Origin of the sequence: Billgrantia tianxiuensis, from assembly GCF_009834345.1 — a bacterium.
In the GTDB taxonomy this organism is placed as follows: domain Bacteria; phylum Pseudomonadota; class Gammaproteobacteria; order Pseudomonadales; family Halomonadaceae; genus Halomonas; species Halomonas tianxiuensis.
On sequence record NZ_CP035042.1, the window covers coordinates 1,647,400 to 1,669,414 of the forward strand.

Annotated in this window: 18 protein-coding genes and 5 pseudogenes; 11 read left to right on the forward strand and 12 right to left on the reverse strand. The window is 65.5% G+C overall.

Annotated elements, in window-relative coordinates; translation table 11 throughout:
- Positions 1–3 precede the first annotated feature (3 nt).
- From siaB to EKK97_RS07695, 3 genes are all read right to left on the reverse strand, one after another.
- On the reverse strand, positions 4–534 hold the full coding sequence (siaB, locus tag EKK97_RS07685) for a biofilm regulation protein kinase SiaB (RefSeq protein WP_159550857.1): 531 nt from the start codon (positions 532–534) through the stop codon (positions 4–6).
- Positions 534–2,603, reverse strand: a complete 2,070-nt coding sequence (gene siaA / locus EKK97_RS07690) for a biofilm regulation protein phosphatase SiaA (RefSeq protein ID WP_159550859.1) — start codon at positions 2,601–2,603, stop codon at positions 534–536. The genes siaB and siaA overlap by 1 nt, the downstream gene beginning before the upstream one ends.
- 173 nt (positions 2,604–2,776) lie before the next feature.
- Complete coding sequence (locus tag EKK97_RS07695; RefSeq protein WP_159550861.1) at positions 2,777–4,717, reverse strand: exoribonuclease II; 1,941 nt, start codon at positions 4,715–4,717, stop codon at positions 2,777–2,779.
- 194 nt (positions 4,718–4,911) lie between these two features.
- Between EKK97_RS07695 and EKK97_RS07700 the strand changes: the two are divergent.
- The 7 genes and pseudogenes from EKK97_RS07700 to EKK97_RS07730 all read left to right on the forward strand — a co-directional run bounded on the left by EKK97_RS07700 (position 4,912) and on the right by EKK97_RS07730 (position 12,296).
- Positions 4,912–5,708 (forward strand): annotated as a pseudogene (locus tag EKK97_RS07700) (Cof-type HAD-IIB family hydrolase).
- A 140-nt stretch (positions 5,709–5,848) separates the two neighbouring features.
- The gene (locus tag EKK97_RS07705) at positions 5,849–6,571 is read left to right on the forward strand and encodes a response regulator (protein WP_159550863.1); all 723 of its coding nucleotides are present in this window, start codon (positions 5,849–5,851) and stop codon (positions 6,569–6,571) included.
- A pseudogene (locus EKK97_RS07710) lies at positions 6,568–8,054 on the forward strand (ATP-binding protein). Before EKK97_RS07705 ends, EKK97_RS07710 begins: the two are co-directional and overlap by 4 nt.
- Before the next feature lie 111 nt (positions 8,055–8,165).
- Positions 8,166–9,250 (forward strand): annotated as a pseudogene (locus tag EKK97_RS07715) (ABC transporter substrate-binding protein).
- 82 nt (positions 9,251–9,332) lie between these two features.
- Entirely contained in the window at positions 9,333–10,265 is a 933-nt protein-coding gene (locus EKK97_RS07720) for a carbohydrate ABC transporter permease (RefSeq protein ID WP_159550865.1), read from the forward strand.
- Positions 10,258–11,136, forward strand: coding sequence for a carbohydrate ABC transporter permease (locus tag EKK97_RS07725; protein WP_159550867.1), 879 nt, complete (start codon positions 10,258–10,260; stop codon positions 11,134–11,136). The genes EKK97_RS07720 and EKK97_RS07725 overlap by 8 nt, the downstream gene beginning before the upstream one ends.
- A 38-nt stretch (positions 11,137–11,174) precedes the next feature.
- A complete protein-coding gene (locus tag EKK97_RS07730) occupies positions 11,175–12,296 on the forward strand; it encodes an ABC transporter ATP-binding protein (protein ID WP_159550869.1) in 1,122 nt (373 codons plus the stop codon).
- Positions 12,297–12,344: 48 nt separating this feature from the next.
- On the opposite strand, the gene EKK97_RS07735 is transcribed toward EKK97_RS07730, so the two are convergent.
- The 8 genes from EKK97_RS07735 to EKK97_RS07760 all read right to left on the reverse strand — a co-directional run bounded on the left by EKK97_RS07735 (position 12,345) and on the right by EKK97_RS07760 (position 17,841).
- Positions 12,345–12,785 (reverse strand): universal stress protein, encoded by a 441-nt coding sequence (locus tag EKK97_RS07735; protein ID WP_159550871.1) that lies wholly within the window; start codon positions 12,783–12,785, stop codon positions 12,345–12,347.
- A 102-nt stretch (positions 12,786–12,887) separates the two neighbouring features.
- Positions 12,888–13,649 (reverse strand): YcjF family protein, encoded by a 762-nt coding sequence (locus EKK97_RS07740; protein WP_340162971.1) that lies wholly within the window; start codon positions 13,647–13,649, stop codon positions 12,888–12,890.
- Positions 13,541–13,933: a hypothetical protein gene (locus tag EKK97_RS25720; protein ID WP_340162939.1), complete on the reverse strand. Its 393-nt coding sequence runs from the start codon at positions 13,931–13,933 to the stop codon at positions 13,541–13,543. Before EKK97_RS25720 ends, EKK97_RS07740 begins: the two co-directional genes overlap by 109 nt.
- The gene (locus tag EKK97_RS07745; RefSeq protein WP_159550873.1) at positions 13,930–15,321 is read right to left on the reverse strand and encodes a YcjX family GTP-binding protein; all 1,392 of its coding nucleotides are present in this window, start codon (positions 15,319–15,321) and stop codon (positions 13,930–13,932) included. The genes EKK97_RS25720 and EKK97_RS07745 overlap by 4 nt, the downstream gene beginning before the upstream one ends.
- Positions 15,322–15,347: 26 nt before the next feature.
- Entirely contained in the window at positions 15,348–16,526 is a 1,179-nt protein-coding gene (locus EKK97_RS07750; RefSeq protein ID WP_159550875.1) for an MFS transporter, read from the reverse strand.
- A gap of 28 nt (positions 16,527–16,554) precedes the next feature.
- Entirely contained in the window at positions 16,555–16,851 is a 297-nt protein-coding gene (locus tag EKK97_RS25725; RefSeq protein ID WP_340162940.1) for a helix-turn-helix domain-containing protein, read from the reverse strand.
- Positions 16,758–17,552 (reverse strand): AraC family transcriptional regulator, encoded by a 795-nt coding sequence (locus EKK97_RS07755; protein WP_340162941.1) that lies wholly within the window; start codon positions 17,550–17,552, stop codon positions 16,758–16,760. Before EKK97_RS07755 ends, EKK97_RS25725 begins: the two co-directional genes overlap by 94 nt.
- 97 nt (positions 17,553–17,649) lie before the next feature.
- Positions 17,650–17,841, reverse strand: a complete 192-nt coding sequence (locus tag EKK97_RS07760) for a hypothetical protein (RefSeq protein WP_159550877.1) — start codon at positions 17,839–17,841, stop codon at positions 17,650–17,652.
- Between the two features lie 81 nt (positions 17,842–17,922).
- Here EKK97_RS07760 and EKK97_RS07765 point away from each other — a divergent pair, with 81 nt between their 5' ends.
- Positions 17,923–18,477, forward strand: a complete 555-nt coding sequence (locus tag EKK97_RS07765) for a DUF924 family protein (RefSeq protein ID WP_159550879.1) — start codon at positions 17,923–17,925, stop codon at positions 18,475–18,477.
- 86 nt (positions 18,478–18,563) lie between these two features.
- A pseudogene (locus EKK97_RS07770) lies at positions 18,564–18,805 on the forward strand (GlsB/YeaQ/YmgE family stress response membrane protein).
- A gap of 89 nt (positions 18,806–18,894) precedes the next feature.
- Here the strand turns inward: EKK97_RS07770 and EKK97_RS07775 are convergent.
- Positions 18,895–19,578 (reverse strand): hypothetical protein, encoded by a 684-nt coding sequence (locus EKK97_RS07775; RefSeq protein ID WP_234286435.1) that lies wholly within the window; start codon positions 19,576–19,578, stop codon positions 18,895–18,897.
- A 260-nt stretch (positions 19,579–19,838) separates the two neighbouring features.
- Here EKK97_RS07775 and EKK97_RS07780 point away from each other — a divergent pair.
- Positions 19,839–21,061, forward strand: a pseudogene (locus tag EKK97_RS07780) (catalase); the annotation flags it as partial.
- 3 nt (positions 21,062–21,064) lie between these two features.
- Positions 21,065–21,988: a catalase-related domain-containing protein gene (locus EKK97_RS25730; protein WP_340162972.1), complete on the forward strand. Its 924-nt coding sequence runs from the start codon at positions 21,065–21,067 to the stop codon at positions 21,986–21,988.
- Positions 21,989–22,015: the final 27 nt, after the last annotated feature.

A 22,015-nucleotide genomic window follows, 5' to 3' on the forward strand; every position in this document is an offset into this window, starting at 1 on the left:
TGATCAGATCACGGCGGTAAGGCTGAAGAAGCCTCTGCCGTCGGGCAGTGGCTCGAGCGAGGCCCGCATCGGCTCGCTCGACTTGCGTGCGATGTCCAGGAGTCCCAGGCCGGCGCCGGAGCTTGCGTTGCCACGGGGCATGCGCAGCTGTTTCTTGTAGGCCTGCTTCAGTTCCTGCTTGTCGAGCTTGGCAAGTGCCTCGATGGTGCGGAGCAGCGCTTCGCCGTCGGTGTATTCCACCAGGTTGCCGGCGGAAACCATGTAGCGGCCCTGGGCATCCTTGGCTACCGCCACCGTGGCTGAAGCGGCCTTCTCGTCGTAGCCAAGACGCATGGCATAGTGCCGGATATTCTGGGTCATCTCGATGTAAGCGGCGAAGACGTCCATGGCGTCCGACGGCGTGGCCTGCTGGGAGTTCAGATAGTTGCGCAAGGCGTTGCCGATCTCCTCGATCAGGCTACGTGAGATCGGACCATTGAAGCACAACATGATGCGCTGCTCGAGATAGCTTTCGCGCATGCTCAACAGGTTCATCACACTTTCTCCTGTGATGTGTCGCCTGCCATGGCAGGGAGCGGGGTGGTCGAGTCGCTGCCGGGCGGGTGGTCCTGCTCGGTGAAGCGGAAACTCAACAGGGTGATGTCGTCGCGCTGCGGTAGGTCACCCTGATAGTCGCGTAGGGCCTGTTCGAAAGCCTCCATCTGTTGCGGCAGGGAGCGCTGGGCGTGCTCCTTGAGCAATACCTCGAAGCGTGAGTTGCCGAAACCGAAGCCTTCGCTGCCTCCGGCCTGATCGAGAAAACCGTCGGTACACAGCGAGTAGGTCCAGCCTGGGTGGAGTGCGACGTCCTGGTTGCGATACGCGATTTGGCGCTTATGGCCCAACGGTCGCTTGTCGCCGGCAAGATGCGTCAGGGCCGTGCCATCGCTGGCATAAAGGCCGATCTTGGCACCGGCGAAGGTGATTTGCCGGGCGGCGAGATCGACCCAGGCCAGGCCGGCGTCCATGTGTGTGGCGACCGAAGCGGGCAGTTGCTCGGCGCCCAGCAGCTCGCGGCTCTGGCTATCGGTCTCGGCGAGGATCGCGGCCGGATCCTGACAGCCCACCTTGAGAATCGCATGATCGAGAATGGCCCGGGCCAGCATGGTCATGAGCGAACCGGGAACGCCGTGGCCGGCGCAATCCACCACGCCGAACAGGTAGCCCCCCGCGGCCGGCCGGAACAGGTAGAAGTCGCCCCCCACCGTGTCGCGCGGCTTCCATAGCACACCATGATGATGCTCGAGGTGAAGCTCGAGCTCGCGGTCGGGGAGGATGGCACGCTGGATGAAACTGGCGTAATCGATCGAATCGCCCAGCTTCTTCTGCGTGGCGGCCATCTCGGCATTGGCTTGTTCCAGGGCTTGGGTGCGCTCGCGCACCTTGGTCTCGAGCTCCTGGGTGTGGCGCTGGACCTGATCGGCCATGTGCGAGAAGGCCTTGGACAGCTCTCCGATCTCGTCGTGGCGGGCGGTGGGCAATGGCGAGTCGTAGTGCCCGGCGGCGATGGCCTGGGCCGATTGCTTGAAGCGGCTGAGAGGTGCCAGGATAAGCCGCTCGATGGCCAGCGCGATGACGGTGAAAAGGATGGCGAGGATCAGGACGGCGGCGATCAACAGTGGCCATAGCCAGCTCGGGTCGAGGATCTTGGCTACGCCTATGTCCAGTGCAGTGACCAGGTACCAATCCAGTTCGGGAATGTAGCCGACTGAGATCAGGCCCTTACTTCCCTCCAAGGTGCCCCACAGCGTCTGGATCGTTTCCGGCGACTGGTGGGCGGCCTGCATGGCGCGGGTCAGCTCGCGACGCTGGTCGTCGCTCTCCAGTAGGGAGTGAATATTGCGCGTACCGTCGGTCCCGCCCGCGCCGGAGCCGAGTGCGATCTGCTCGAGGGAAGGGTGTGCCTGCAGTGCGCCGTGTCGATCGACGATCATCGGTGTGAGACCGGGGGCCTCGTCGCGGATGAACGCATCGAGGAAGGCGCCCAGCTCGAAGCCGGTGCCGGCCAGGCCCAGCAGGGTATCGCCGTCCCGTACCAGCACGTTGAGCCAGACCTTGGTCACGTCGAGTTCATGGTCGAAGTTGACGTTGAGATTATAGGGCTCGTCGATCTGGCGTATCTGGTAGTACCAACCGTCGTTGGGCTGGGAGGCGTCCAGGCGGTAGCGGGGCGACTGCGCCTCGGGGTCGTCGGCAGTGGCGTAATAGTAATTGCCGCTGGCATCGGCAATCACGAAGTAGGAACGGTCGGCAAAGTCCTGGCGAAAGTCCTCGGCCTCTGCGAGGAAACGTGCCTGCAGTTGCGTATCGCCCTCATTGCTCAGCCACTGGCGCACTGCCAGTGAATTCGCGAAGCGCTGGGCCAGGGCCAGCTCGCGAGATACCGGAGCGAGAATGCGCTGCATATGCAGCAGGGTATAGTTCTCCGCATAGGCGTTGGCGAAGTGACGGCGAACGTCGTCGATCGCCTTCCAGCCCAGCAGGAGCGCGGGAATCAGAGCGAGAAGACAGGCGAGCAGCAGAGTCGCAACCGACTTGCCACGCAGCCCCCATCGAGCGGCCATGGTGTGTAGTAATTCCCTGGTGCGGCGAGTCTGAGAAGGGGCATACTCGGTGTATGCTTCTTTTCAACCAAAAATGCCACAAGCCCGGGCGCAAAGCGAGAGTGCGGGAAAGATAAAAGAATGCCCGGCTCTGTTGGCCGGGCATCGTAGTCACGCAGCGACTGGCATTCGCTCTAGGATGCCGGGCGCGCCACCAGCGAGCGGGTCTCCTCGCGTGCCTCTATCAGCTCGACGCGAATCACGTCGCCCAACTTGTAGCGTTCCTCGCCTTCGACCTGGACGCGTCCCTCCTTGTCGTCGACGACTACCTTGTCGCGGTCGCTGTGCAGCAGCGGAGCCGGCACGAAGGCCGTGGCGCCGTTGGCAATGAGGCGCACACGCAGGCCGCCGCGGCTGATACCGAAGATCTCCGCTTCGAAGGCCTGCTGCTCCTTGGCCGCCGGCGTCAGGTAGCGTACGTAGAGCCAATCCTTGACGTCGCGTTCGGCCAGGCGGTTGAGCCGGCGCCGCTCGGTGAGCTGCTCGGTCAGTGCCTGGGTCGCCTCCGCCGGAGCCTGTTCACCCTTGAGCACACGCTTGACCAGGCGATGGTTGACCATGTCGCCGTACTTGCGGATCGGCGAGGTCCAGGTGGCGTAGGCGGCCAGGCCCAGGCCGAAGTGCGGGCCGGGCCGGGCCGACATGCTGGTGAAGCCCTGGAAGCGGCGCAGGCGGGCGTCGAGCCAAGCATCGTCGCGGCTCTCGAGGGCTCGCTTGAGTTCCTTGTAGCGCGGCAGTTCCGAAAGCGCCTCCAGCTCGACCTCGATCTCCTGAGCGGTAAGGAACTCGTGGGCGGCCTGGGCCTTTTCGGGATCGAAGGCGCGGTGCACGTTGAAGATGCCGTGGCCGACATGCTCGGCAAGATAGTGGGCGCAGCAGGCGTTGGCCGCGATCATCGACTCTTCGATCATGCGGTTGGCGATGCGCCGCTCCTCGACGCGGATGTCGAGTACGTTGCCCGCCGGGTCGAGATCGAACACGTAATCGGGACGATCCTTGAACACCAGCGCATGCTCGGCGCGCCAGGCGGCGCGTGCCTCGGTCATCTCGCGCAGGGCGCGTAGCTGCCCGGCGATTTCTGCATCAGGCGTCCATTCGCCCTGGCCCTCCAGCCAGTCCGAGACCCGGTCGTAGACCAGCTTGGCCTGGGAGCGTACTCGGGCAGCGAAGAAGCGATAGTCGCCCAGGCTGCCGTCGGCCTCCACCTCCAGGGTGCAGGCCAGTACCGGGCGTTCTTCGCCCTCGCGTAGCGAGCAAAGGTCGTCGGCGAGTCGCTCGGGCAGCATGGTCACGTTCTGCCCCGGCAGGTAGACGGTGAAGGCACGGGTACGTGCCTCCAGGTCGGCGGCATGCCCCTCCTCGACATAGGCGGTAGGATCGGCGATGGCCACTGTCAGGCGCCAGCCGCCGCCTTCGCGAGGTGCGATGCGCAGGGCATCGTCCATGTCGCGGGTCTTCTCGCTGTCGATGGTGAAGAAAGGCTCGGCGGTGAGATCCTCGCGCTCGAGCCCCTCGTCGCGCAGCGGCCAGTCGTCGCCGGCGTCCGGGCACTCCTGCTCGAGGGCATGGCGGGCCAGGGTGACCCGCCACGGCACGGCGGGATCGTTGGCCTTGGCCACCAGTTCGTCGATCTGGGTGAAGAAGGCGCGGTCGTCGGGCTTGAGCGGGTGGCGCACCAGCCTGGCCACGACCCAATCGCCATCGCCGATGCTCGCTTCGTCCAGGCTGTTCTTGATTCGCGCCTTGAGCGCATTGTTGATCGACGGGTGATCGGGCACTACTGCCAGGCGCCCCTCGCGCTTCTGTACTCGGGCAATGAAGCGATCGAGACCCGCTTCGAGGAGAGTGTCGGGCTCGACGGAGGTCTTGTCGCCATTCTCGTAAATGACGGCCTGGACGCGGTCGCCGTGCAGCACCTGCTTCATGGCGGGGGGCGGAACGAAATAGGACTGACCATCATCGGTTTCGAGAAAACCAAAGCCCTTGTCGGTGGCCTTGATCACGCCTTCGGCACGGGGCGTGGTCTCACGAATCTGTTGCTTGAGCTGGGCGAGCAGCGGGTTATTCTGCAGCATGATCACGAACGTGTGGCGGGGTAGGAGGGCCACTATACGGATTCCCGCGGCCGGCGCCAAACGCAGGCGTAGCCGCTGACGGTAAATCATAGGTTTGGATGGGGCGATTCGCGATGAGCGCGCCGTGCTCTTTGACTGGGCAAGCCCTGCGGGCTGCGTTAGCCTCTAGCGGTGACTCGATGCAATGGACAGCCATGACACCTCACCTGATCGTCTCCGACCTCGATGGCACCCTGCTGGATGCCAACCACGACCTGCACCCCGAGACCATCGACACCCTGCGCCAGTTGGCCGAGCGGGGCACCACTTGGCCTTCGCCTCCGGGCGTCACTTTCGCGACATGCTGGCTTTTCGTGAACGGCTGGACGTGCCGATCCATGTGATCAGCACCAACGGCGCCTACCTGCACGGCCCCGACGGCGAGCTGTTGGCCTCGCGCCACCTCGAGGCCGAGCTGGCGCGTGAGCTGATCGCGCTCGAGCGCCACGATAGTGTGCGCCTCAACCTCTATCTCGAGCACGAGTGGTTGATCGATGCTCCCGAACCACGGTTGCTGGCCTACCATGCCCATACCGGCTTCGGCTATCGCGTGGTCGAACCGTCGAGTCTCGACGGGGAGGGAGTTGGCAAGGTGCTCTATATCGGCGAGCCCGAGCGGCTGGCCGGGCTCGAGGCCGAAGTGCGCGCCAACCATGGCGAACGCCTGCATGTCACTTACTCCACCGTCAATTCACTGGAGATCATGGCCGGTGGTGTCAACAAGGGCACGGCGCTGGAAGCGCTGCTCGTTGCCCTCGGGATCGACAGCGAACGCTGCCTGGCCTTCGGCGACAACCTCAACGATACCGAGATGCTCAGCCTGGCCGGCGAGGCCCACGTGATGGCCAATGCGCACCCCGAGCTGGCCCAGCGGGTACCCGTGGCACGTCGCATCGGCCACCACGCCGAGACGGCCGTGGCCAGGCACCTGCAGGAGCGCTTTTCTCTCTGAGTCGGCCCTCTGAGTCGGATAGAACGCTGCGACGATGGTCTAGGGTCCCTTGCCGCGCCGATCCGGCTTGCCCATCATCGGGCTCATAACGACAACGATTCACGGCGCTGCCAAGGCCGCGCCCCTGCCATCGGACGACGATGACGACAACGCCCGCCACCCTGATCGTGGTCGACGACGACCCCGAGATCCGCGAACTGCTGGTCGATTACCTCGGACGCCACGGCTACCGTGCCCTGGCCGCCGAGGATGCCGAGGCGCTCCATCGCCTGCTGGCAAGCGAAGCTCCCGACCTGCTCATCGTCGACATCATGCTCCCCGGCGACGACGGCTTCACCATCTGCCGTGACATTCGTCGCGGCAGCGACGTGCCGATCATCATGCTCACCGCCAGCGCCGACGAGACCGACCGTATCCTGGGGCTGGAGCTGGGCGCCGACGACTACCTGGGCAAGCCGTTCAATCCGCGCGAGCTGCTGGCACGCATCAAGGCGGTGCTGCGCCGGGCGCGGAGCGGTGTCGCTGACGATCCGGCCCGGGCGCGCCTGGTGGCTTTCGGGCCCTGGCGGCTCGACCGCATGACCCGCGAGCTGATCGACGAGCGGGAGGCGCGCACGCCGCTTTCCGGCGCCGACTTCCAGTTGCTACAGGTTTTCCTCGAGCACCCCGAGCAGGTGCTGTCGCGCGAGGCACTGTACGAGTTGACCCGTGGCCGGCCGGCACCGCCGCTGGATCGTTCCATCGACGTGCATGTCTGCCGGCTGCGTCAGCGCCTGGGTGAAGACACCCATTACCATCAGCTGATTCGCACCGTGCGCGGGGCAGGCTATGTCTTCACCGCGCGGATCGAAGCGCTGACGTGAGCGAGCGGCACCTCAAGCGCTGGCGCCGACGCCTGGTGCCCCTGCTGCCGCGCACGCTGCGTGGTCGCTTCGTGCTGATCATGATCGTCGGCGTGCTCACCGCCCAGTTGGCCAGCTACACCGTGTGGACCTCCCAGGTGCGCTCCAGCCAGCTCGAACAGCTCGACGAGCTGTCGCGCAACGTGGCCTACAGCGTGGCCTCGACCATGCGCTTCTTCCGCTCGCTGCCTTATGAATACCGTCATATCGTGCTTGACCAACTACGCAACATGGGCGGCACGCGCTTCTTCGTCAGCGTCAACGAACGCCGTATCCCGGTGCAGGACATCGGCTCGGGGCCGGAAAAGACGCTGGTAGTGAACAATTTCCGCCAGATTCTGACCCGTGAACTGAATATCGACGACGTGCTGGTGGAATTCTCCCGCCCCGAGACCTTGCGCGTGTACAACAACGAGGTGCTGCTGCACGACCTGCCGCCGCGCTGGGGCCAGCACAGCCTGCTGATGGAGCCGCTGTCACCGCCGATCCTGGTGGTGCAGATGGAGCTCGGCCCCGAAACCTGGCTCTACGTCGCCACGCTGTTGCCGGTGCCCGATCTGTTCAATGAGTACCGCTGGCTCTCCGGTGAGCGTCTGTTGGCGAGCCTGATGGTGCTACTGACGGTGATCGGCCTGTCGCTGCTCGGCATTCGTAGCGTGACGCGCCCGCTGGCGCGGCTGTCGCGGGCGGCGCGCCAGCTTGGCGACGATCTCGACACGCCGCCGCTGCGCGAGACCGGCCCACGGGAAGTCGCCGCCACCGCAGCGGCCTTCAACCGCATGCAGGAGCGCATTCGCGATCAGGTCGACGAGCGCGAGCGGTTGTTCTCGGCCATCTCCCACGACCTCAAGACGCCCATCACCCGGCTGCGCCTGCGCGCCGAGATGCTCGACGATCCGGTTCAGCGCGAGCGCTTCTGCGCCTCGCTCGACGAACTCGATCTGCTGGTCAAGGGCGCCCTGGCATCGGTCAAGGGCCTTGACCTGCACGAAGCGGTGGAGCCGGTCGATCCCCGGGCCATGCTGGAGGAGCTGGCCGGCGAGCTGGCGCTGCAGGGGGGACAGGTGAGCGTCTCGGGGTGTGCCGAGCCGCTGCCGGTGAAGCCGCTGGCGTTCAAGCGCTGCCTGGCGAATCTGGTGGAGAACGCGGTGTTCTACGGTCGGCGTGCCGAGGTAACGCTGATCGACACACCCGAGCGACTGGCGATCGCCATTCGCGATCATGGGCCGGGCATTCCCGAAGCGCAGCATGAGCGGGTTTTCGCTCCCTTCGTACGCCTCGAGCCCTCGCGCAGCCGCAACACCGGCGGCAGCGGGTTGGGGCTCGGTATCTCGCGACATATCGCGCGTGCCATGGGGGCGAGATCGCGCTCGCCAACCATCCCGAGGGTGGGCTCGAGGTCACGATTTTCCTGCCGCGGCCGGGCAACGTTACAGCCTTGTAATATTTGCCTAATACTTTGTAGAACTAGGTAACCCTGCAGCGGGCTGCTCTCGGTTAGCGTTACTGTATTCCGGTAGTTGCCGGGATCAATAACAACAGCAGGAGCATGCCGATGTATACGTTCAAGAATTCGTTCAAGAAAACGGCCCTCGCCGTGGCCACCGCCGCGGCGACTTCGCTGGCGTTCGTAAACGCTCATGCCGCCGAGGTGGAGGTGCTGCACTGGTGGACCTCGGGTGGCGAGGCCCGCGCGGCCAACGTGCTCAAGGAGTTAATGGAGGCGGAAGGCTATGGCTGGGAGGACTTTGCCGTGGCCGGCGGTGGCGGTGAAACTGCCATGACCGTACTCAAGTCCCGTGCGATGTCCGGTAACCCGCCGTCGGCGGCCCAGATCAAGGGGCCGGAAATCCAGGAGTGGGGCGAACTCGGCCTGCTCGGCGAACTCGACGAAGTCGCCGGGGCCGAGGGCTGGGACGAACTGCTGCCCCGACCGTTGCCGAGGTGATGCGTCATGATGGCAGCTACGTCGCGGTGCCGGTCAACGTGCATCGGGTCAACTGGCTGTGGGCCAATCCCGAGGTGCTCGAAGCGGCTGGCGTCGAGATGCCTACCACCCTCGACGAACTGGAGACCTTCAAGCGTCTGCGCGAGCTGATGGACGACGACATGTCGGGCCGCGACTGGAACATCGCCACCTCCATGGTGATCGAGGGAACCGCCGGCATGCAGCTGATGGGCGACTGGGCCAAGGGCGAATTCACCGCCGCCGGTCTTACCGCCGGCGAGGAGTACCTGTGCGCCGCCGCGCCGGGCACCCAGGACGCCTTCACCTTCAACATCGATAGCCTGGCCATGTTCCGCGTCGAGGGCGAGGAGCGTGAAGCCCAGCAGGCCCTGGCACGTCTGGTGCTGGAGCCGACTTTCCAGGAAGCCTTCAACCTGGCCAAGGGCTCGATTCCCGCTCGTCCCGACCTCGACATGAACGGGTTCGATTCGTGCGCGCAGCAGTCCATGCAGGACTTCCAGCGCACCGCCGAGGAGGGCGGTCTGGTTCCCAGCATGGCCCACGGCATGGCCGTGCGTGCCGACGTCCAGGGCGCCATCTTCGACGTGGTGACCAACTACTTCAACTCGCGTGACATGGCCGCCGAGGAAGCTGCCCGGCGCATGGTGAATGCCGCCCAGGCCGCCTTGTAACCGTAGCCTGACGATGGGCCGGGCCTGGAATCCTTCAGGTCCGGCTCCGGTGGCACGCCGTTCACGCCCGAGGTTTCCCGCTATGTCCCTGTCAAGTCCCGCGGTGCGCCCGGCCGCCGGCCCCGGCGCCCGACGCAGCCACTCAGGCCTGCTCCAGGCCTGGCTGCCCAAGCTGGTGCTGGCTCCGTCGGTCACCATTTCACTGTTCTTCGTCTATGGCTTCATGCTGTGGACCTTCATCCTGTCATTGACCAACTCGCGCATGCTGCCCAGCTACGAGTTCGTCGGCTTTGCCCAGTATGCCCGCTTGATGGCCAATGACCGCTGGTGGGTAGCGTCCACCAACCTGGTGCTGTTCGGCGGCCTGTTCGTGGCCATCTGCCTGGCGTTGGGACTGGTGCTGGCCATCCTGCTCGACCAGCGGATTCGCCAGGAGGGTGCGCTGCGCACCATTTATCTCTACCCCATGGCGCTGTCGTTCATCGTCACCGGCGTAGTGTGGAAGTGGCTGCTCAATCCTGGCCTCGGCATTCAGGCCATGGTGCGTGGCTGGGGCTTCGAGAACTTCCGTTTCGACTGGCTGGTCGACCCGGACATGGCCGTCTACACCCTGGTGATCGCCGCGGTGTGGCAGGCCTCTGGCTTCGTCATGGCGTTGTTCCTCGCCGGGCTGCGCGGCATCGACGACAGCATTCTCAAGGCCGCCCAGCTCGACGGCGCCAGCCTGCCGCGCATCTACTGGCGGGTGGTGATTCCCTGCCTGCGCCCGGTGGTGTTCAGCGCGGTGATGATCCTCTCGCACATCGCCATCAAGAGTTTCGACCTGGTAGTGGCGCTCACCGGCGGAGGTCCCGGCTACGCTTCCGACCTGCCGGCCACCTTCATGTACGCCCACGCTTTCACCCGGGCGCAGATCGGCCTGGGCTCGGCCAGCGCCATGCTGATGCTGGGCGGCGTGCTGGCGATCCTGATTCCCTATCTCTACTCCGAGCTGAGGAACCGCCGCCATGGATAACGTGATTCGACGCCGCACCGTCGGTGCGCGGCTGGCCCGCGCCGCGCTCTATGCGGTACTCCTGCTGGCCGCGCTGTTCTACCTGCTGCCGCTCGCGGTCATGCTGATCACCTCGCTCAAGCCGCTGGCCGAGATCACCCCCGGCACGCTGCTCTCGCTGCCCCAGGAGCCGACCCTGGCGCCCTGGGCCAAGGCCTGGGGCGAGGCCTGCACCGGCATGCGCTGCGAAGGCGTGGGCGTCTACTTCTTCAACTCGATTGCCATCGTGGTGCCTGCGGTCTTGATCTCCACCGCCATCGGCGCGCTCAACGGCTACGCCCTGACCAAGTGGCGCTTCAAGGGCTCGGAGCTGGTCTTCGCGCTGATGCTGTTCGGCTGCTTCATTCCGTTTCAGGTGGTGCTGCTGCCCATGGCGCAGACGCTGGGCTGGCTGGGGCTGTCGAGCTCGCGGGCGGGGCTGATCCTGGTCCACGTGGTGTTCGGCATCGCCTTCACCACGCTGTTCTTCCGCAACTTCTACGTGGCGGTACCCACCGAGCTGGTGTCGGCGGCCAAGCTCGACGGCGCCGGTTTCTTCCGCATCTTCTGGCGCATCCTGCTGCCGGTGTCGGCGCCGATCATCGTGGTCTCGGTGATCTGGCAGTTCACCCAGATCTGGAACGACTTCCTGTTCGGCGTGGCGTTCTCGGCCCACAACACCCAGCCGGTGACGGTGGCACTCAACAACCTGGTCAACACCTCCACCGGCGTGCGCGAGTACAACGTCGACATGGCGGCGGCGATGATCGCCGCACTGCCTACGCTGATCGTCTACGTGCTGGCCGGCAAGTATTTCGTGCGTGGATTAACGGCCGGCTCGGTCAAGGGCTGAGACCCTCTGAGCAACAGAACAATCAAGAGGTTTTCGATATGGCAGCGCTTGAAATCAACAACGTCTGCAAGGACTTCGGCAGCGAGCAGGTGCTCAAGGACGTGAGCCTGGCGATCGACTCGGGCGAGTTCCTGATCCTGGTGGGGCCTTCGGGCTGCGGCAAGTCGACGCTGATGAACGCCATTGCCGGACTCGAGCCGGTCACCTCCGGCGAGATCCGCATCGCCGGCGAGGACGTCACCTGGCAGACCCCGGCGGAGCGCGACATCGCCATGGTGTTCCAGTCCTACGCGCTCTACCCGAGCATGACGGTACGCCAGAACATCAGCTTCGGCCTGGAGATGCGCAAGGTGCCCAAGGCCGAGCGTGAGGCCGCGGTGGAACGGGTGGCCGACCTGCTGCAGATCTCGCACCTGCTCGAGCGCAAGCCCTCGCAGCTCTCCGGTGGGCAGCGCCAGCGCGTCGCCATGGGCCGGGCGCTGGCCCGCGAACCCAAGGTCTATCTATTCGACGAGCCGCTCTCCAACCTCGATGCCAAGCTGCGCGTGGACATGCGTACCGAGATCAAGAAGCTGCACCAGCGCCTGGGCACCACCATCGTCTACGTCACCCACGACCAGATCGAGGCGATGACGCTGGCCGATTGCATTGCGGTGATGCGCGACGGTCGCATTCTCCAGCTCGGTACGCCTGACCAGGTCTACAACGATCCGGTGGACCTGTTCGTGGCCGGCTTCATGGGCTCGCCGTCGATGAACTTCATCGCCGCTACCCTGGAGGGCGAGAGTGGCGCGTACCGGCTGTGCGTGGCAACGCCGGGAGAGGAGACCCTGGAACTGCCTTGGCCGCAGGAGCGGGAGACGCCGGCCATGGCCGGTCAGGTGGGACGAGAGGTGATCCTGGGGCTGCGGCCCGAGCACTTCGCCGAGGATGACACGCGACTCAGCGAGTACGCCGAAGGCGTGCTGCTCACGCCGCGCATTACCGTGGTAGAGCCCACCGGGGCCGATATTCTGCTGCAGCTGAAACTGGGGCAGGGGGAAGCGACGGCCCGGGTCGGCCCCAAGTGCCGGGTGAAGGCGGGCGAGCGTCTGGCGCTGCGCATCGACATGGCCCGCGCGGTGCTGTTCGACCGCGAGACGGAGCAGCGTCTGGCCTGAATGTGCCGCGAGACCGCCACCCTTGGGTGGCGGTCGGCTGGAGGAAAGTCAGCGTACGGTGATCACCGTGCACTCGGCGACATGGCTGACCTTGTGCGAGACGCTACCCACCACCAGCCCGCGCAGGTCGCTCAGGCCGCGGCTGCCCATGACGATGGCCTCGACACCGCGACGGCGTGCCTCGCTGACGATGGTGCGGGCCGGATCGCCCTGACCAATCACCGTCTCGACTTGAGTAATGCCCTGGGCGCGCGCCGCCTCGGCCGCCTTGTCGACGACCTGCCTGCCGATGTCCTCACGCTCCTGGCGTGACGCCTCGATGGCGATGGCGCCGATGCCCCACACCAGCGTCGTCTCGTGGGCGAGCTCCTCGGGGACGTGCAGGATGTGCAGGGTAGCGTCGGCCTGGCTGGCCAGCTGGCAGGCGACATCGAGCGCCTTCTTCGCCCCTTCGGAACCGTCGATGGGAACCAGGATGGACTTGAACATGGTGGTTTCCTTCTGCGCGTGTTGAGCCAATGTCTTCCTTGAGCGTAATGCCTCCTGCCGAGGGTGTCATGACCAAGGTCAAGAGCGCGTTCGACAACGGCATCATTCCTGCTTTTCCAGCCGCCTCAACTGCTGCCAGAGTTCGCTGCGCAGATCCGCCATGCGCGGCGCCTCCCCCTCGTCGAACACCAGCGGGCGGGTCAGGCGCTGGGTGCGCAGGCCGAGGCGGGCACTGAGCAGGCCTACCCCCATGCCCTGGCCGGCGCGTGCCGAGAGGCGTCCGGCCAGGTTGAGCGAGAGTAGCTCCACGCCGGCCTCGCTGGCCATCTCGGTGGCGCCGGCAAAGGCCATGTTGTAGAGCACGTTGCGCAGCAGGCGCAGACGGCTGGCGTAGCCCAGTTCCAGCCCGTAAAGACGGCAGATGCGGTCGATCATCGCCAGGTTGCGCCACGCCACCAGGAACATGTCGACCAGTGTCAGCGGGCTTACCGCCACCATCACCGCCGTTTCGCCCGCCATGCGCGAGATCAGCCGTCGGGCCTGGCGGTCGCGCGGGGCGAGCAGGTGATGCGCCAGCAGTTGCTGCACCTCCGCGCCGCCGTGATGCGGCTCCCGGGCGGCGAGGAAAGCCTGCCAATGGGGATGGTCGTCGTCGAGGCCGAGTTGGCGCTTGAGCACGCAGGCCAGGTCGAGCGCCTCACCGGCACCGGCCTCGGGTAGCCGAGCCAGCCGGGTGCGCAGGCTGTCGTGGCGCTTCAGCCGGCGCAGGCGCCAGGCCTCGCGCAGCAGTGCCCCGGTACCCAGGGCGATGGCACCCAGCCCCAGCAGGTGCCAGCCGCCGCTGAGCCAATCTCCACCGAGCAGAGCCTCGGGCAGTTGCATGGCCATTTCGGCCGTGCCCAGCGCGATGCCCCCACCGAGCAGGCCGAGCAGCCCCAGCGACGCTTGCGCGGCTTGCCGAGGCTTGCCGCCAGGTCGCGCTCGGCGCGGCTGACCGGGGCCTCCTCCAAGGGGCGTGTGGGTAGCTGGCTGTCGAAGTCCAGGCGTGGCCGCGGCGACGCCAGGTCCGGCGCGGCCGGTTCATCAAGGGTGAAACGGCGAGCCGGCCGTGGGTCGTCATCCCGCGGCTCGTCACGGCGGTCGCTCATTGCAGCTTGTCTCCTATCAGCCAGTCGAGGGCAGCATCGAGCCGGATGTGGGGCAGGGCGCCGCCTTCCCGTGGGGCGGGGCGGAAGGCGCGGAAGTCGAACCCTTGGCGAGCCCAGAACTCGGCTTCGGGCAGCCTGGCCGGGACCTCGCCAGGAAACACCAGTACCTCTTCCCCCTCCAGGGTCGTGCCGCGTAGTGCCGGGCTGCGCTCGCTCTTGTGATTCACCTCGTGCGCTTCGGTGGCACGTATCGCCGCCAGCGACAGCGCCTTGACCGGCACGTTGGCGTAGCGTAGGTCCTGCAGCGGCTCGGCCAGCAGGGCCTCGAGCAGGGCGGTCAGGTTGGCGTGCTGCTCCGGGGTGACGTGGTCGGCCTTGGTTGCCGCGATCGCCAGGCGGTCGATGCGCGGTGTGAACAGCCGCGAGAGCAGGCTGCGCTTGCCGTAATCGAAGCTCTGCATCAGCGTGGCCAGTGCCTGGGAGAGATCCTCGAAGCGCTCCGGGCCGGCATTCAGTGCACCGAGCACGTCGACCAGCACGATCTGGCGATCGAAACGACGGAAATGGTCGCGGTAGAAAGGCCGCACGATATGTTGCTGATAGTGGCGAAAGCGGGCCGCCAGGGTGGCATAGACGCTCTCCGATGGCAGCTTGGCCAGGGCCGCTTCGTCGGCATCCGCCAACGCCGGTAGCGGAAAGAACTGCAGCACCGGAGCGCCTTCCAGGTCGCCCGGCAGCAGGAAGCGGCCCGGCTGCAGGTTGGCGAAGCCCGCCTCGCGAGCGGCTTGCAGGCTTCTGGCATAGAGCGCGGCGACATCGGCAAGTTCGGCCTCGTTGGCTTCGGCGGCCGGGTCGAGCTTGGCGGCGACGTCTTCCCATTCGGCCAGCAGGGCGCGCCGCTGCTCGCCGGCGCCGGCCAGCATGGCGCGACTCCAACCCAGGTAGTCGTGGCCCAGCAGCGGCAGGTCGAGCAGCCATTCGCCAGGGTAGTCGAACAGGTCGAGGCTGAGTTCCGCGGTTTCGCTGCGCAGCAGGCCGCGCCGCGCCGGGCGGTAGCGGATCGACAGGCGCAGCTCGCTGATGCCGCGGGTGGGCTCGGGCCAGCGTGGCGGCTCGCTATCGAGTGCCGCCATGGCCTGGTCGTAGGGGAAGCGCGGTACGCCCAGGTCGGGCTGGCTGACCCTGCGGGCCCCCAGCAGGCGGCCCTGCCGGGCCGCCGGCATCAGGTCGAGCCGGGCCTCGAGGCCGGCATGGCGCAGCTGGTTTACCAGCGAAGTGAGAAAGGCGGTCTTGCCCGAACGAGAGAGCCCGGTGACCGCCAGGCGCAGCTGGCGGTCGCGGCCGCGTTCGATCAGGTCGGTCAGCTCCCGGGTGAGCGACTGGCGCATCGGCGAGGAATCCCTTCACAGCAGTGTCAGCCGCTAATGTGAGGGTCTTGGCGGCGTCTGGCAAGGCGCTGCCAGGCCAATAGCGCAATGGGCACCAACGACAGCGGCACCAGCAGGGCGTTGAGCAGTGTCCACCCGAGCAGGTCGACCAGCGGGCCGGCCAGCAGGGCGGTGATGGCCACGGTGGAGAAGACCAGGAATTCGTTGGCGGCCTGGGTGCGGGCCTTCTCCGCCGGACGGTAGGCCTCGGTGAGCAATCCAGTGGCGGGCAGGAAGGTGAAGTTCCAGCCCAGCCCGAGCAGGATTAGGGCGAAATAAAAGCCCGCCACGCCAGCCTCGATCTGGGCGGCCAGGCCGCTGGCCGCCAGCAGCACGCAGCCTGCGGCGATCATGCGTGGTGCGCCGAAACGCGCCGTCAGGTGGCCGGTGGCGAACGAGGGCAGGAACATGGCCAGCACGTGCCACTGGATCGTGGTGGCGACGTGATCGAAGTGGTGGCCGGCGCTGGACATCGCCAGTGGGGTGGCGGTCATCGCCAGGTTCATCACGCCATAGCCGATCAGCGCCGCGAGTACTGCCACCACGAACACCGGCTGGCGCACGATCTCACCGAGCGGTCGCGGCTGGCCCTCGCCATGGGTCTTCTCGGGGGGCGGCAGCCGGGTGGCCAGCAGCACCAGCAGGGCCACCAGGTAGAGTGCCCCCAGGCCGAGAAAGCTGCCGAGAAAGGGCGTGACGGCCGCTTCGCGACTGATGCGGGCCAGCCAAGGACCGAAGAAGGCAGCCAGCACGCCGCCGCCCATGACCAGACCGATGGCGCGGTCGCGCAGCGCCAGCGGTGCCGCTTCCACCGCGGCGAAGCGATACAACTGGCCGAACCCGATGCCGATGCCGATCAGCCAGGTGCCCAACATGAACAGAGAGAAGGCCTCGCTGACCAGTGCCTGGGCGGCCACGACCACGCCGGCTAGCCCCAGCAGGTTGCCCAGCAGGAAGCCGCGCTTGCGCCCCAGGCGCGCCATGATCAGTGAAGCGGGAATGGTGGCGCACATCAGCCCCAGCCACTGGGTGGCAACCGGCGCCGTGGACCAGGCCGGGTCGGGAGCGAGTCGCGCGCCGATCAGCGGCGAGACCGCGATCAGCAGGATGTTACCGCTCACCAGCAGCGCCTGGCACAGCGACAGCAGCATCACATTGAAAGGCATGGCGATCTCCGGGGTATCGGCCTAACGGTCAAGAGAAAGAGGGAGTGGAAGCCTGGCCCTTGGGGCCGAAGCGCTGGTAGTACAGTGTGGGGGAAACGCCGTAATGGCGTTGGAACAGACGCCTCAACTGCTCCGCCCCGCCTAGTTGCCACTGTTGTGCCAGGCGCTCCAGCGGCGGTTGCCGTTCGCTGGCCAGCAGTGCCTGGCGGGCCTGTTCCAAGCGCAATCGGGTCAGATAGGCGCCTGGTGTCGTCGCAAGCTGCTGGCGAAACAGCCGCGAAAGGTGGCGCGGCGTGACGCCGAGCGAATCGGCCAGCGTTTCCACCCGGTGCGGCGCGGCAGGGTCGGCGTGGATCCGGTCGAGCAGTTTTCGCAGCGCACCCTGGGCGCGGTTCTGGCTGCGCAGCACTTCACTGAACTGGGATTGCCCCCGGGACGACGCAGGAACAGCACCAGCTCGCGGGCGACCTGGCCGGCCAGGGCACTGCCGTGGTCTGCTTCGAGCAATGACAGGGCCAGGTCGATGCCGGCCGTGACCCCGGCACTGGTGAAATGCCCGCCTGACTCGACGTAGAGCGCATCCGGCACCACGCGAACCCTGGGATAGTCGCTGGCCAACTGGGCGCAGTGTCGCCAGTGGGTGGTGGCTTGGCGTTCATCCAGCAGGCCGGCCGCGGCGAGCAGGAAGGCGCCGGTGCAGATCGAGCCCAAGCGACGAACCTGGCCGGCCTGGTCGTGCAGGGCTGTGAGAAGCTCCGCACGCTGGCGCTGGAGCGTGACACCACGTCCTCCAGCGACGAGCAGCGTATCCACCGGGCCAAGCGCCGATATGTCACGCCAAGCCGTGTCGGCCAGCAGCGGCAGACCGCTATTGGTCGCTACGCTGCCCGGCGCATCGGCGGCTAGGTGCAAGCGATAGAGGCAACTGCCGCTGAGATCGTTGGCCGAGGCGAAGACCTGCCATGGACCGCTGACATCCAGCAATTGGCAGTCTGGATAGGCGAGGATGACGACGGTGCGCGACATGACGCCCCCTGCAATGAGCTGTCATGTCAGTCTCCACCGAACACGAGATGTCCGCAATGACCGATACCCCACCGATCAGGACATTTCTTCGGTCGCTTCATCCAGCCAGCAGCCATTGGGCCCAGATCGGCGTGGTGGCAACGAGGAAACCGAATCCAGCCAGGGCATAGCCCGGCCAGCGCTTTTGCTGATGCTTCGCCCTGCGTTGGGCAAGGGTCAGGCCGGCCAGGCAGATGACCAGCCCGACGAGATTGAAGACGAAGGTGAACATGCCGAGCATGGGCGTCATGGCGTCTCCCGTGGCAACCGAGGGTGAAAAATTCGCAACCCAAGTCCATGATATCAGGAGCGTAAACGACGAGGACATGACATGAACGGGAAGTTGCCTGACCGAGATGAGGTGATTGCCTTCTGGTTCGACGAGCTCGAGCCCGCCCAGTGGTTTCGCAAGGATACCGAGCTTGATGGGGTGATCCGCGCACGCTTCGGTGCGCTGCACGATGCAGCAGCGGCGGGGGAGCTGTGGCAATGGCGCGATACTCCGCAGGGGCGGCTGGCGGAGATTCTGGTGCTCGACCAGTTCTCGCGCAATCTCTACCGCGACGATCCGCGCGCCTTCGCCCAGGACGCCATGGCGCTAGTGCTGGCCCAAGAGACCGTGGCGCAGTGCTACGACCGCGAGTTGGAGATCGGCTGGCGCCGCTTCCTCTACATGCCCTACATGCACAGCGAGTCGCTCGCGATTCACGACGAGGCGTTGCGTCTATTCGACCAGCCCGGGCTCGAGGACAACCTGCGCTACGAGCACCTGCATCGCGACATCCTGTTGCGCTTTGGCCGCTACCCGCACCGCAATGCCATTCTGAACCGGGAGTCGAGCGAGGAGGAACTGGCGTTCCTGCAACAGCCCGGCTCGTCGTTCTGAGCTACCCTTTGCAGGCAAGCTGCGCTCAGGCACTATCAAGGTGCCCCAATCGGGACCGAATCGATCAAAGGGAGAGGAGAGACGACATGGGACTTATCGCCTGGCTGATCATTGGCGGGCTGGCAGGCTGGATTGCCGGTAACATCATGCGCGGCGGCGGCTTCGGCATTCTGCCCAACATCGGCGTGGGCATCGTGGGGCGGTGATCGGCGGTTTCCTGTTCCGCCTGCTGGGGCTCCAGGCCGGCGGATTCATCGGCTCGCTGGTCACGGCTACTGTCGGCGCGGTGGTGCTACTGTGGATTATCTCCAAGATTCGACAGTCCTAGCCTCGTTGGCGTGAGACGAATCGGCCCGGGCAGTTGCCCGGGCCGATTCGTTCGTGCCGTATGGAGCGGTGAAACCCTCTGAACTCAACCTAGAAGGTGTAGCTCACGCCTACCACCGCCACCGGGTAGACCGGCCATTTCTCGGCCTCGTTCTCGAGCCGCTGCTCCTCCTGGCGGATCTCTTGGCGCAACTGGGCCGAGAGCGGATTGTCCTCGTGCTCGAACCCTCGTGAAGTTCTCAGGGAAACGTCTGGATCGGTGGGGATCACACCGACTTCGGCAAAGACCCCGAAGCCGCTGCGATGCGACTGACGCCAGCCTACTCCAGCGTAGGGCTGGATGCCGTCGGCCAGGGTAACCGTACCGTTGAGGGTGCCGAGCGCATCGGCTGGATACTCTTGGCCATTGAACTGATAGGTCGAATTGCGTGGCCGGCCCACTACGTCGGCTTCGATATCGGGCAGCATGAGGCCGGCGCTGAGAAAGAAGCCACCAGCGAAAGGGTAGTAGTCCAACGTCAGCTTGCTTGCCGCCAGGCTGACGTCGCCATCGTAGTGAACGTCATCGGTGCTGTAATCGGTGTTCCACTCCAGCCCGCCGGTATAGCGCGCGGAAACGCCAAGGCGATCATTGAATCGCCAGGCCAGGTCGGCACCCACGCCGGTGGTGCCGGCAACGGCACCCAGCGTCATTCGGGTGTCCTGGGCGTGTGCCTGGGCCGTGCCGAGCAGGCACAGGGTGGCGATCAGGCCGGTGGCCGTCATCCTTTTCATCGACTTACTCCTCGGTTTGCCATCGTTCGCGCTGGTGCGCCGCCTCGTTCAGCCCCCCAGTATCGACTGGCAATGGGGCGATCTTAAGCCGATAAATGTTTCCTTTTGTATTGATAGTCTGCGCTGATTGGCGGCCGGGTGAGGCAGGACTACCTTGTCAGGCGTGACCGCAAAAAAGCATCCGTCGGGCTGCAAGGCCGGAGGCGGAGTTCGTCTACGCAGGAAGAGGATGGAACGACACCGCACATAAGGAGCCGAGCATGGCGAACAACCCCCACACCACGTCCAATAGAGGCAAACCCAACGATACCGACGTCAAGACCACCGAACACAGCAAGACGGAACACCTGGAGAAGTACCGCAGTGATGCCAAGGGGCACGACCTGCGCACCAATCACGGTACGCGCATCGCCGACAATCACAATTCGCTAAAGGCGGGCGAGCGGGGGCCGACGCTGCTCGAGGACTTCATCTTTCGCGAGAAGCTCAACCACTTCGACAACGAGCGCATCCCCGAGCGCATCGTGCACGCCCGCGGCGCGGCAGCGCACGGTTACTTCCAGCCCTACGACAACGCCGCCCAGTACTCCAAGGCGGGGCTGTTCCAGGATCCCGGCAAGAAGACGCCGGTATTCGTGCGTTTCTCCACCGTCCAAGGGCGCGCGGTTCCAACGACACCGTGCGTGACGTACGCGGCTTCGCCACCAAGTTCTATACCGACGAAGGCAACTGGGACCTGGTGGCCAATAATATGCCGGTGTTCTTCATTCAGGATGCGATCAAGTTCCCCGACTTCGTCCATGCGGTGAAGCCCGAGCCGCACAACGAGATCCCCCAAGGGCAATCGGCCCACGACACCTTCTGGGACTTCGTCTCGCTGATGCCGGAGTCGACTCACATGGTGCTGTGGACCATGTCCGACCGTGCCTTTCCGCGCCACTATCGCAACATGGAGGGCTTCGGCGTGCATACCTTTCGCCTGATCGACAGGCAGGGCAAGGCGCGCTTCGTGAAGTTTCACTGGAAGCCGCTGGCCGGCACCTGCTCGCTGATCTGGGACGAGGCGCAGAAGCTCTGGGGCCGCGATCCGGACTTCAACCGCCGCATGATGTGGGAAGACATCGAGAACGGCGACTTTCTGGAATACGAGTTCGGCATCCAGGTGGTTGAGGAGGAGGACGAGCATAAGTTCGATTTCGACCTGCTCGACCCGACCAAGCTCATCCCCGAAGAGCTGGTGCCGGTCATACCGATCGGCAAGATGGTGCTCAATCGCAACCCGGACAACTTTTTCGCCGAGACCGAGCAGGTCGCCTTCAACCCCGCGCATATCGTGCCGGGCATCGACTTCAGCAACGATCCATTGCTGCAGGGGCGGCTGTTCTCCTATCTCGATACCCAGATGCTGCGCCTGGGAGGGCCCAACTTCCACGAGATCCCGATCAACCAGCCGGTGTGCCCGTTCCACAACAACCAGCGCGATTCGATGCACCGCCAGACCATCAACAAGGGGCAGGCCTCGTACGAGCCCAACTCCATCGATGGCGGTTGGCCCAGCGAGACCCCGGCGGGGCCGGAGAACGGCGGTTTCGAGTCTTATCAGGAGCGTATCGATGCGCGCAAGATTCGCGCCCGCAGCCCTTCGTTCGGCGACCACTACTCCCAGGCCACGCTGTTCTGGAACAGCCAGACCGAGGTCGAGAAGGAGCACATCATCGCCGCCTACACCTTCGAACTCTCCAAGGTGCAGCGCCCCTGGATCCGCGAGCGAGTAATCACGGAGATCCTGCCCAATATCGATCTCGAGCTGGCCCGCCGGGTCGGCGAGAATCACGGCATCGAGGCGCCGAGCCAGAAGCCCGCGCCCGTCGAGGAGCTGGGCACGAGTTCGCAGCTGGAGTCCCCGGCCCTGAGCCTGATGGCGCGATTGCCGGGCAACATCCAGTATCGCAAGGTGGCGATCCTGGTCGCCGATGGGGTCGATGGCGATCAGGTCGAGGCGCTCAAGCAGAAGCTCGAGGTCGAAGGTGCCCAAGGAATGATAATCGCGCCGAGCATGGCACCGGTAACGGCGGCTGGCGGCAAGAGCGTGACGCCCGATGCCATGCTCAATGGCATGCCCTCGGTGGCGGTGGATGCGGTGGTCGTGCCCGGCGGCAGCGACAGCGTGAACGCATTGGCCCAATCGGGGCAGGGGCGTTACTACGTGCAGGAGGCCTACAAGCACCTCAAGGCGATCGCCGCCGTGGGCGAGGGCAAGATGCTGCTGGATGCGGCGGACGTGCCCACCGGTGAGGAAGGCGTGTTGACCGGTGCCAAGGTAGATGACGTATTCACGCCGCTGCGCGAGGCCATGGGGCAGCATCGGGTGTGGGCTCGCGACGCAAAAGCGAATGATATGCCAGCCTGATAGCCTATAGCGCTCGACAACACTCGT

Excerpts from the sequence above, each read along its gene's own strand:
- EKK97_RS07735 (WP_159550871.1), bottom strand. The coding sequence starts at position 12,785 with ATGTTCAAGTCCATCCTGGTTCCCATCGACGGTTCCGAAGGGGCGAAG.
- siaB (WP_159550857.1), bottom strand. The coding sequence starts at position 534 with ATGAACCTGTTGAGCATGCGCGAAAGCTATCTCGAGCAGCGCATCATG.
- EKK97_RS07760 (WP_159550877.1), bottom strand. The coding sequence starts at position 17,841 with ATGACGCCCATGCTCGGCATGTTCACCTTCGTCTTCAATCTCGTCGGG.
- EKK97_RS07695 (WP_159550861.1), bottom strand. The coding sequence starts at position 4,717 with ATGCTGCAGAATAACCCGCTGCTCGCCCAGCTCAAGCAACAGATTCGT.
- EKK97_RS07705 (WP_159550863.1), top strand. The coding sequence starts at position 5,849 with ATGACGACAACGCCCGCCACCCTGATCGTGGTCGACGACGACCCCGAG.
- EKK97_RS07745 (WP_159550873.1), bottom strand. The coding sequence starts at position 15,321 with ATGCGCCAGTCGCTCACCCGGGAGCTGACCGACCTGATCGAACGCGGC.
- EKK97_RS07775 (WP_234286435.1), bottom strand. The coding sequence starts at position 19,578 with ATGAAAAGGATGACGGCCACCGGCCTGATCGCCACCCTGTGCCTGCTC.
- EKK97_RS07720 (WP_159550865.1), top strand. The coding sequence starts at position 9,333 with ATGTCCCTGTCAAGTCCCGCGGTGCGCCCGGCCGCCGGCCCCGGCGCC.
- EKK97_RS25730 (WP_340162972.1), top strand. The coding sequence starts at position 21,065 with ATGCACCGCCAGACCATCAACAAGGGGCAGGCCTCGTACGAGCCCAAC.
- EKK97_RS07765 (WP_159550879.1), top strand. The coding sequence starts at position 17,923 with ATGAACGGGAAGTTGCCTGACCGAGATGAGGTGATTGCCTTCTGGTTC.
- EKK97_RS07730 (WP_159550869.1), top strand. The coding sequence starts at position 11,175 with ATGGCAGCGCTTGAAATCAACAACGTCTGCAAGGACTTCGGCAGCGAG.
- EKK97_RS25720 (WP_340162939.1), bottom strand. The coding sequence starts at position 13,933 with ATGAGCGACCGCCGTGACGAGCCGCGGGATGACGACCCACGGCCGGCT.
- EKK97_RS07750 (WP_159550875.1), bottom strand. The coding sequence starts at position 16,526 with ATGCCTTTCAATGTGATGCTGCTGTCGCTGTGCCAGGCGCTGCTGGTG.
- EKK97_RS07755 (WP_340162941.1), bottom strand. The coding sequence starts at position 17,552 with ATGTCGCGCACCGTCGTCATCCTCGCCTATCCAGACTGCCAATTGCTG.
- EKK97_RS07725 (WP_159550867.1), top strand. The coding sequence starts at position 10,258 with ATGGATAACGTGATTCGACGCCGCACCGTCGGTGCGCGGCTGGCCCGC.
- siaA (WP_159550859.1), bottom strand. The coding sequence starts at position 2,603 with ATGGCCGCTCGATGGGGGCTGCGTGGCAAGTCGGTTGCGACTCTGCTG.